Here is a 7,843-nt window from a genome sequence, read left to right as displayed (position 1 = left end):
TCCCTCCACCCCGGCAAGTCTTCTCCATACTGCCCGTGTTGGGTCATTTCCAACATACAAGCGACTTCAGTCGCGATAAGCCAACTACCGGGTCGCCGCCGTCGGGGATGAATCCCCTCCCACAAGACAGCCCCGCCACCACAGCCCGCCCGGCTTGCTGAATAGCCGTGGGAGCGACTTCAGTCGCGATTGTCCAACTGACTACCGGGCCGCCGCATCGAATCGCTGCCCCACCCGCGCGATATGCTCGCGCAGGGCCTCGCTGTCGATGTCCCGATAGCGGATCACATCGAAGAGGTAGGGGGTGTTGAGCGCGTCCAGCCGGTCCAGGAGGCGCAGCACGTCACTCTCGGAAACGTCGCCGTAAAGTACCAGGTCGATATCCGAACCGGGCCGACAGGTTCCCTTGGCTCGTGATCCGTAGATCACGGTCTTCTCCAGGCCCGGGCAGGCGGCGAGGGCACCCCGGATGGCCTCGATCGTGCTCTCCGGCAGGCCGAACATCAGCGGTACCGCTCCATGGTCTGGCGAAACTGCTTCAGGGCCGGGTAATAGCGCTCGACGATCTTGCGGAACTCGGTTTCCAGAATGCTGTGACGATACGCGTGGACCGTGTGGTTGCGAGTCTCGATCATGTCCATCCACACCTGTCCGTCTTCCAGCAGGCCGACGTTGAAGGCATGACGAGCCGCACTGCGCGACCCTGTGACATTCTGAATGCCTTCGTGTTCGAGGTAGTCCTTCATGACCTTCCAGGCAAGCTCGTGAGTGAACTCGAAGCGCTGGATGACGCCTTCCTTGATGATGTCCAGCGTCGTGTCGCCATACGCCTCGACCGCCTGCTCCAATTGGGAAAAAGCATTGCCGTAGTTGTCGAAACGCTGCTGCCAGCGAATATCCTCCCCCATCGCCATCTCCTTTCCGGAAGGTCCGCAACAAGCAGGCAGGCCATGCCTCTTTCGAGGACATGGCCCGCCAGCGTCACTATCGCTTCATGCCATTACAGGCAGCGATACACTCTCAACGATACACCGGCAGCCGCGCGCAGACGGCCTCGACCCTGGCCTTGACGTCGGCCTCGGCCTGGGCGGAATCGCCCTGCTGCATGGCGTCAAGGATGTCGCAGATCCAGCCGGCCAGGTCGCGGCACTCGGTCTCGCCGAAGCCGCGGGTGGTCACCGCCGGGGTGCCGATACGCAGGCCGGAGGTGACGAACGGGCTCTGCGGGTCGCCCGGCACGGCGTTCTTGTTGACGGTGATGTGGGCGCGGCCCAGCGCGGCGTCCGCATCCTTGCCGGTCAGCCCCTGCTTGATCAGCGAGAGCAGGAAGAGGTGATCCTCGGTGCCGCCGGAGACCACGTCGTAGCCGCGCTCGAGGAACACGCCGGCCATCGCCTGGGCGTTGGCGACCACCTGCTGCTGGTAGGTCTTGAACTCGGGCGCCATGGCTTCCTTGAAGCAGACCGCCTTGGCGGCGATGACGTGCTCCAGCGGGCCGCCCTGGATGCCCGGGAAGACCGCGGACTGCAGCTTCTTCTCGATGTCGGCGTTGTCCTCGGCGGAGAGGATCAGGCCGCCGCGCGGGCCGCGCAGGGTCTTGTGGGTGGTGGTGGTGACCACATGGGCATGGGGCAGCGGGCTCGGGTAGACGCCGGCGGCGACCAGACCGGCGATGTGCGCCATGTCGACCAGCAGGTAGGCGCCCACCGCGTCGGCGATCTCGCGGAACTTCGCCCAGTCGATGATCTGCGAGTAGGCGGAGAAACCGGCGATGATCATCTTCGGCTGATGCTCGCGGGCCAGCCGGGCGACGTCGTCGTAGTCGATGCGGCCGCTGTCGTCGATGCCGTACTGCACGGCGTTGTAGTGCTTGCCCGAGAAGTTGGGCCTGGCGCCGTGGGTCAGATGGCCGCCGGCATCGAGGCTCATGCCCAGCACGGTGTCGCCCGGCTTGACCAGCGCCTGGAAGACCGCACCGTTGGCCTGCGAGCCGGAGTGCGGCTGGACGTTGGCGTAGGTGGCGTTGAACAGCTCCCTGGCGTAGTCGATGGCCAGCTGCTCGACCACGTCGACGTACTCGCAGCCGCCGTAGTAGCGCTTGCCGGGATAGCCTTCCGCATACTTGTTGGTCAGCTGGCTGCCCTGAGCCTCCATGACGCGGGGGCTGGCATAGTTCTCGGAAGCGATCAGCTCGATGTGCGCTTCCTGACGCGCGCTCTCCTTCTGCATCGCATCGAACAGGGCATCATCGAAACCGGCAATCTGCATGTCACGGCTGAACATCGGCGTAGAGTCCTCGAGTCGAGAGGTGAAACGAACCGGCATGATACTCCACCCCCCGGAGGCTTTCACATGAAAGGGGGTCATGCCTGCCCGAGAATTTCTCACCTCGGGTTTAGTCAGACTGAAGCCTGGGGCATTCCTTGTGGGAGGGAATTCATCCCCGACAGCGGTGCCTCGGTGCCGGGTTTCATCGCGACTGAAGTCGCTCCCACACCAATCCCTGTTCTTCGGTGCAGTCATCCCCGACGGCGGTGGCCGATTCAGTGTCAGCCTGGCCATTGCCCTGCCGAAGACATATGCTCAGGCATAGGCCAACAAGGAGACGAGGATATCATGTCAACCGAACGCCATGTCCGCCTGTTCCGCAACGGCCGCAACCAGGCCCTGCGCATCCCGCGCGAGTTCGAGTTCGCCGGCAATGAGGCCATCATGCGCCGCGAGGGCGATACCCTGATCATCGAGCCGGTCAGGAAGCCCGGCTTGCTGAGCACCCTGAAACGGCTCGACCCCGTCGATGAGCCGCTGGGTGATGTCGATGAAGGCATGCTGCCACTCGATGATGTCGATTTATGAGCACCGGCGGCTACCTGCTGGATACCAACATCGTTTCCGCACTCGTGCGCGACCCGCATGGCCCCGTTATGGAGCGGATCGCCGCCGTGGGCGAGGAAGCCGTCGCAACCAGTATCATCGTCGCGGCGGAGTTGCGCTTCGGCGCAAGAAAGCGAGGCTCCGAGCGCCTGACACGCCAGGTGGAAATCCTGCTCGAGGTACTCGACGTGCATCCCTTCGAGCCCCCGGCCGATCGCCATTACGCCCGCCTGCGTCGGCAACTGGAACGAGCCGGGACGCCGATCGGCCCCAACGACATGCTGATCGCCGCTCAGGCATTGGCGGAACAGCGCGTCCTGGTCACCGCCAATGAGGGGGAATTTCGCCGGGTCAAAGGGCTCGAGGTAGAAAACTGGCTGGCTGAAGCCCCGCGTTGACGACGGGACGGCGCGGCAAGCCTTCTCGGGAAAGGGGATTCATCCCCGACGGCGGCGGCCCGGTGGCCGGCTCATCGCGACTGACGTCGCTCCCACAAGGGCTTGTCCATGCTGCCCGGGCTGATCGGTGGTCTTGTGGGAGGGGATTTATCCCCGACGGCGGCGGTCCGGTGGCCGGCTCATCGCGACTGACGTCGCTCCCACGAGGGCTCGATTCATCACAAATAAATTCGCTCCCACACAAATCCCGGTTCTTCGGTGCAGTCATCCCCATCCTGTGGGAGGGGATTCATCCCCGACGGCGGGGCGCGGTGGCCGGCTCATCGCGACTGAAGTCGCTCCCACAAGAAGCCGCTCCCATCATGGATAGCGTCATATGGCGTCCGGCGGTCATCCCTCCCCCAGCAGCCCCAGGCTGGTCACGGGCGCCTGGCGGCGCACGCCCCGGGACAGCCCGTGGCCGATCACGCCGATCAGCAGCGCCCCGCCGAGCGGCAGCACCAGCCACAGCAGGCCGTGCAGGCGCGGCGGCAGGGCCAGCCAGTGGTAGAGGCCGAAGGCGGCAAGCTCGGTGAGCAACGCGGCCATCAGCCCGCTGGTCAGCCCCAGCAGGGCGAATTCCACGCCCTGTACCCGCGAGATCAGCCGGCCACCGGCGCCGAACACCCGCAGCAGGCCGCTTTCGTGGGCGCGCTGGGCGTGGCTGGCGGTCAGGGCGGCATAGAGCACGCTGACCCCGGCCAGCAGCACGAAGGCCAGCACCAGCTCCACCGCGCGGGTCACCTGGTCGAGCAGCTCGCGCACCCGGCCGAGGATGGCGTCCACGTTGAGCAGCGAAACGCCCGGATAGGCACGCACCAGCCTGGCCAGCACATCGCCGTGGGCGGCGGCATCGAGGTGGAAGGCGGTGAGGTAGCTGTGGCCGTAGCGCTCCAGCACCCCGGGCGGGAAGATGACGTAGAAGTTGGGGCGGAAGCTGTCCCAGTCGAGGTCGCGCAGGCTGGTGATGCGCCCGGTGACCCGCTCGCTGCCGATGGTGAAGCTCAGGGTGTCGCCGAGCCCCACGCCCAGCCGCGCGGCGAGCCCGCTTTCCAGCGAGATCGGCACCGGGCCGTCGCCACCCGCCTGTCCGGCGTCGGCGGCGAACCACTCGCCGGCCACCACGCGGTTGCCCTCGGGCACCTCGGTCTGCCAGGTCAGGTTGAGCTCGCGGCGCAGGGCGTTGTCGCCGCGGCTGTCTTCCGGCACCGCGGATTCCGGCGAGCGCCCGTCGATGGCGGTGATCCGCCCGCGCACCATCGGGTAGAGCGCGGTGCGGGTGTCGGCGACGGCGTCGAGCAGCTCGACGAAACCCTCGCGCTCGGCGGGCTGGATGTTGATGGCGAAGAAGTTGGGCGTGTCGGCGGGCAGCTGGGTCTGCCAGGTGGTCAGCAGATCGCCGCGCACCAGGGTGATGATCGCCATCGCCGCGAAGGTCACGGCGAAGGCCAGCAGCTGGCCGAGGCTGGCCCGGCGGCGACGCGCCAGCTGGCTGCCGCCCAGGCGCACCGCACGCACCCAGCCGCCCTGCCGCTCGCCGCCGCCGAATGCCTTCACCGCCCGCAGCATCAGCCCCAGCAGCATCCAGCCCAGCCCCCACAGCAGCGCCAGCGCGACCAGCCCACCGACCAGCAGCGTCGCGGCCAGCGCCGGATCGCCGGAGTAGAGCCACAGCAGCGCGCCGAACACCAGGCCGGCCACGGCCACCACCAGCCAGGCGGCGGCCGGCAGCGGGTCGAGCTCGCGGCGCAGCACCTTGAGCGCGCTGACCCGCTTCAGGCGCAGCAGGGTCGGCCCGGCGAAGCCGACCAGCACGGCCAGCGCGGTGAGCACCCCGAGCAGCAGCGGCAGCACCCCGGGCGGCGGCAGCTCCAGCGGCAGGAAGCGGGACAGCAGCGCCAGCAGCGCGGCCTGCCCGGCCATGCCCAGCAGCGCCCCGGCCACCGAGGCGGCCAGCGCCAGCCACAGCAGCTGCCAGGCGAACAGGGTGCCCAGCCGACGCTGCGAGGCGCCGAAGCAGCGCAGCAGCGCGGCGGTATCCAGGTGGCGGTCGACGTAGCGCCGCGTGGCCATCGCCACCGCCACCCCGGCCAGCAGCACCGCCGCCAGCCCGGCCAGGCTCAGGTACTTGTCGGCACGCTCCAGGGCACTGCCCAGCTGGGGGCGGTCGTCGCGCACGTCCACCACCCGGACCCCCTGCGCCGACAGCCGCTCGAGGGTAGCCGACACCGCCGCCACCGCGCCGGGCGGTCCCTTGGCGAGCAGCTCGTACTCGATGCGCGAGCCGGGGCGCACCAGGCCGGTGGCCTCGAGATCCGTCCGGCGCATCATCAGCCGCGGGCTGAAGGCCGAGAACCCCGCACTCTGGTCGGGCTCGCGCTCGATCAGCCCGGTCACGGCCAGCTCGCTGGCGCCGACCCGGACCGTCTCGCCGAGCGTCACGTCGAGCAGCTGCGCCAGGCGCGGGGCGATCCACACGCCGCCCGGCTCGGGGCCGCGGGCCAGCGCCTCGACGCCGTCGCCGCGATCGACCCGCACCTCGCCGTAGAGCGGATAGGCGGCATCGACCACCTTGAGGCTGGCCAGCTGGAAGGCATCGCCGCGACTGACCATCGACACCATGTCGACCTGGTCGGAGAGCGTCAGGCCGGCCTCGCGCAGGCTCGCGCGCAGGGCGTCGTCGAACGGCTCGCCCTGCTCGAGCTTGATGTCGCCGCCGGTGAGCTGCCCGGCCTGGCGGGTCAGCCCCCGGTCCAGCCGGTCGAGGAAGAAGCCGATCATGGTCGTGGCGGCCACGGCCAGGGCCAGGGCGACGAACAGCGCGCGCACGTCGCCGGCCCGCAGGTCGCGGCGCAGCCCCTTGAGCGAGAGCGCCAGCCAGTGGGTCATGCCTGCACCTCGTCGGGTCGCAGCGCGATCAGTCGCCCGGCGTCCAGGCGCAGGCAGCGGTCGCAGCGCCGCGCCAGGTGCGGGTCGTGGGTGACCAGCACCAGGGTGGTGCCGGCCTCGCGGTTGAGCGCGAACAGCAGGTCGATGATCGCCCCGCCGGTGTCGCGGTCGAGGTTGCCGGTGGGCTCGTCGGCGAACACCAGTTCCGGCTCGGTGACGAAGGCCCGCGCCACGGCGACCCGCTGCTGCTCCCCGCCGGAGAGCTGCTTGGGCAGATGATCGAGCCGCTCGCCGAGGCCCACCCGGGCCAGCCATTCGCGTGCCCGCTGCGGATGATCGCGGCCCGGCACCAGCTCCAGCGGCAGCAGCACGTTCTCCAGGGCGGTCAGGGTCGGCAGCAGCTGGAAGTTCTGGAACACGAAGCCCACCCGGCCGGCTCGCAGCGCGGCGCGGCCGTCCTCGTCCAGCGCGCCCAGCGAGGCGCCGAACAGCGTCAACTCGCCGCCGCTGGGCGTGTCGAGCCCCGCCAGCAGGCCGAGCAGGGTCGACTTGCCGGCCCCGGAACTTCCCAGGATCGCCACGCTCTCACCCCGGGACACGTCGAGGTCCAGGTCGTCGAGGATCGTCAGGCGCCGTTCGCCGCTGACGACCTGCTTGGTCAGGCCGCGAGCCTGTAGAATCGAGGACTCTTCAACAGCGGATTCACGCGCCCGGGAGTTGGACATGAGACAAGCGTTTCCTGTGACTGGTCGGTTCATGCTGCTGCCCCTGCTGGTCATGTGGCTGGGGATGGCCTCGGCGTTCGCCGCCGGCTCCGGCACCACGCTGCTGGTAATGGGCGACAGCCTGAGCGCCGGCTACGGCATCGAGCGCGATCGCGGCTGGGTCGCCCTGCTCGACGCCCGCCTGCCCGACTCGGTCACGGTGGTCAACGCCAGCATCAGCGGCGAGACCACCGCCGGCGGCGCGACCCGCCTGCCCGAGCTGCTCGCACGCCACACCCCCGACATCGTGGTGATCGAGCTGGGCGGCAACGACGGGCTGCGCGGCCTGCCGCCGACCCAGATGCGCGCCAACCTGGCCAAAATGATCGAAGCCACGCGTGACAGCGGTGCCCGGGTGCTGCTGGTGGGCATCGAGGTGCCGCCCAACTACGGTCAAGCCTATGCCGAGGCGTTCCGCCAGGTCTATCACGATCTTGCCGAGCGCTACCAGGTACCGCTGGTGCCCTTCCTGCTCGACGGCGTGGCGCTGGACGACTCGCTGATGCAGGACGACGGCCTCCACCCCAACGCCGAGGCCCAGCCGCAACTGCTCGACAACGTCTGGCCGGCGCTGGAGAAGCTGCTGCCCCAAGTCGGGGGCAAATTCAGTCGCGACAGGTCGACCACCGGGCACCGCCGTCGGGAATAACCCCCTCCCACAGGTTGGGGATGCCTGCGCCGGAGAACCGGGATTTGTGTGGGAACGACTTCAGTCGCGAGGAACCGGCCACCGGACACCGCCGTCGAAGATCAATCCCCTCCCACAAGACGACCGATCAGGCCGGGCAGCATGGACAAGCCGTTGTGGGAGATTCTATGTTGCCCGTCAAGCCTTGATGGGGCTTGGAGGGCGATATCCCGTCTCATGCTTCATCAGTG

The 7,843-nt window shown here is 68.5% G+C and carries 8 protein-coding genes; 3 read left to right on the top strand and 5 right to left on the bottom strand.

Going from position 1 to position 7,843, the window contains the following annotated elements; genetic code table 11:
- Window positions 1-201: 201 nt before the first annotated feature.
- From G7A98_RS16400 to glyA, 3 genes are all read right to left on the bottom strand, one after another.
- On the bottom strand, window positions 202-504 hold the full coding sequence (locus tag G7A98_RS16400; RefSeq protein WP_205596303.1) for a nucleotidyltransferase domain-containing protein: 303 nt from the start codon (window positions 502-504) through the stop codon (window positions 202-204).
- Entirely contained in the window at window positions 504-908 is a 405-nt protein-coding gene (locus G7A98_RS16395) for a nucleotidyltransferase substrate binding protein (protein WP_163650754.1), read from the bottom strand. Before G7A98_RS16395 ends, G7A98_RS16400 begins: the two co-directional genes overlap by 1 nt.
- A gap of 112 nt (window positions 909-1,020) precedes the next feature.
- On the bottom strand, window positions 1,021-2,283 hold the full coding sequence (glyA, locus tag G7A98_RS16390; RefSeq protein ID WP_163650755.1) for a serine hydroxymethyltransferase: 1,263 nt from the start codon (window positions 2,281-2,283) through the stop codon (window positions 1,021-1,023).
- Window positions 2,284-2,616: 333 nt separating this feature from the next.
- On the opposite strand from glyA, the gene G7A98_RS16385 reads away from it, so the two are divergent.
- The gene (locus G7A98_RS16385; RefSeq protein WP_163650753.1) at window positions 2,617-2,856 is read left to right on the top strand and encodes an AbrB/MazE/SpoVT family DNA-binding domain-containing protein; all 240 of its coding nucleotides are present in this window, start codon (window positions 2,617-2,619) and stop codon (window positions 2,854-2,856) included.
- On the top strand, window positions 2,853-3,272 hold the full coding sequence (locus G7A98_RS16380) for a type II toxin-antitoxin system VapC family toxin (protein WP_163650752.1): 420 nt from the start codon (window positions 2,853-2,855) through the stop codon (window positions 3,270-3,272). Before G7A98_RS16385 ends, G7A98_RS16380 begins: the two co-directional genes overlap by 4 nt.
- A gap of 390 nt (window positions 3,273-3,662) precedes the next feature.
- Here G7A98_RS16380 and G7A98_RS16375 read toward each other — a convergent pair whose 3' ends face one another.
- Both G7A98_RS16375 and G7A98_RS16370 read right to left on the bottom strand, forming a co-directional pair.
- Window positions 3,663-6,200 carry an FtsX-like permease family protein gene (locus G7A98_RS16375; RefSeq protein WP_163650751.1) on the bottom strand — a complete coding sequence of 846 codons (2,538 nt, stop codon included), beginning with the start codon at window positions 6,198-6,200 and terminating at the stop codon, window positions 3,663-3,665.
- Entirely contained in the window at window positions 6,197-6,925 is a 729-nt protein-coding gene (locus G7A98_RS16370; RefSeq protein WP_163650750.1) for an ABC transporter ATP-binding protein, read from the bottom strand. The genes G7A98_RS16375 and G7A98_RS16370 overlap by 4 nt, the downstream gene beginning before the upstream one ends.
- Window positions 6,926-6,977: 52 nt before the next feature.
- Between G7A98_RS16370 and G7A98_RS16365 the strand changes: the two genes are divergently transcribed.
- On the top strand, window positions 6,978-7,613 hold the full coding sequence (locus G7A98_RS16365) for an arylesterase (protein ID WP_240464772.1): 636 nt from the start codon (window positions 6,978-6,980) through the stop codon (window positions 7,611-7,613).
- The last annotated feature ends 230 nt before the right edge of the window (window positions 7,614-7,843 follow it).

This window comes from Modicisalibacter sp. 'Wilcox' (genome assembly GCF_010993675.1).
Taxonomy (GTDB): Bacteria; Pseudomonadota; Gammaproteobacteria; order Pseudomonadales; family Halomonadaceae; genus Modicisalibacter; species Modicisalibacter tunisiensis.
The sequence above is the reverse complement of the archived record's forward strand: the minus strand, read 5'-3'. Positions and strand labels throughout refer to the sequence as shown.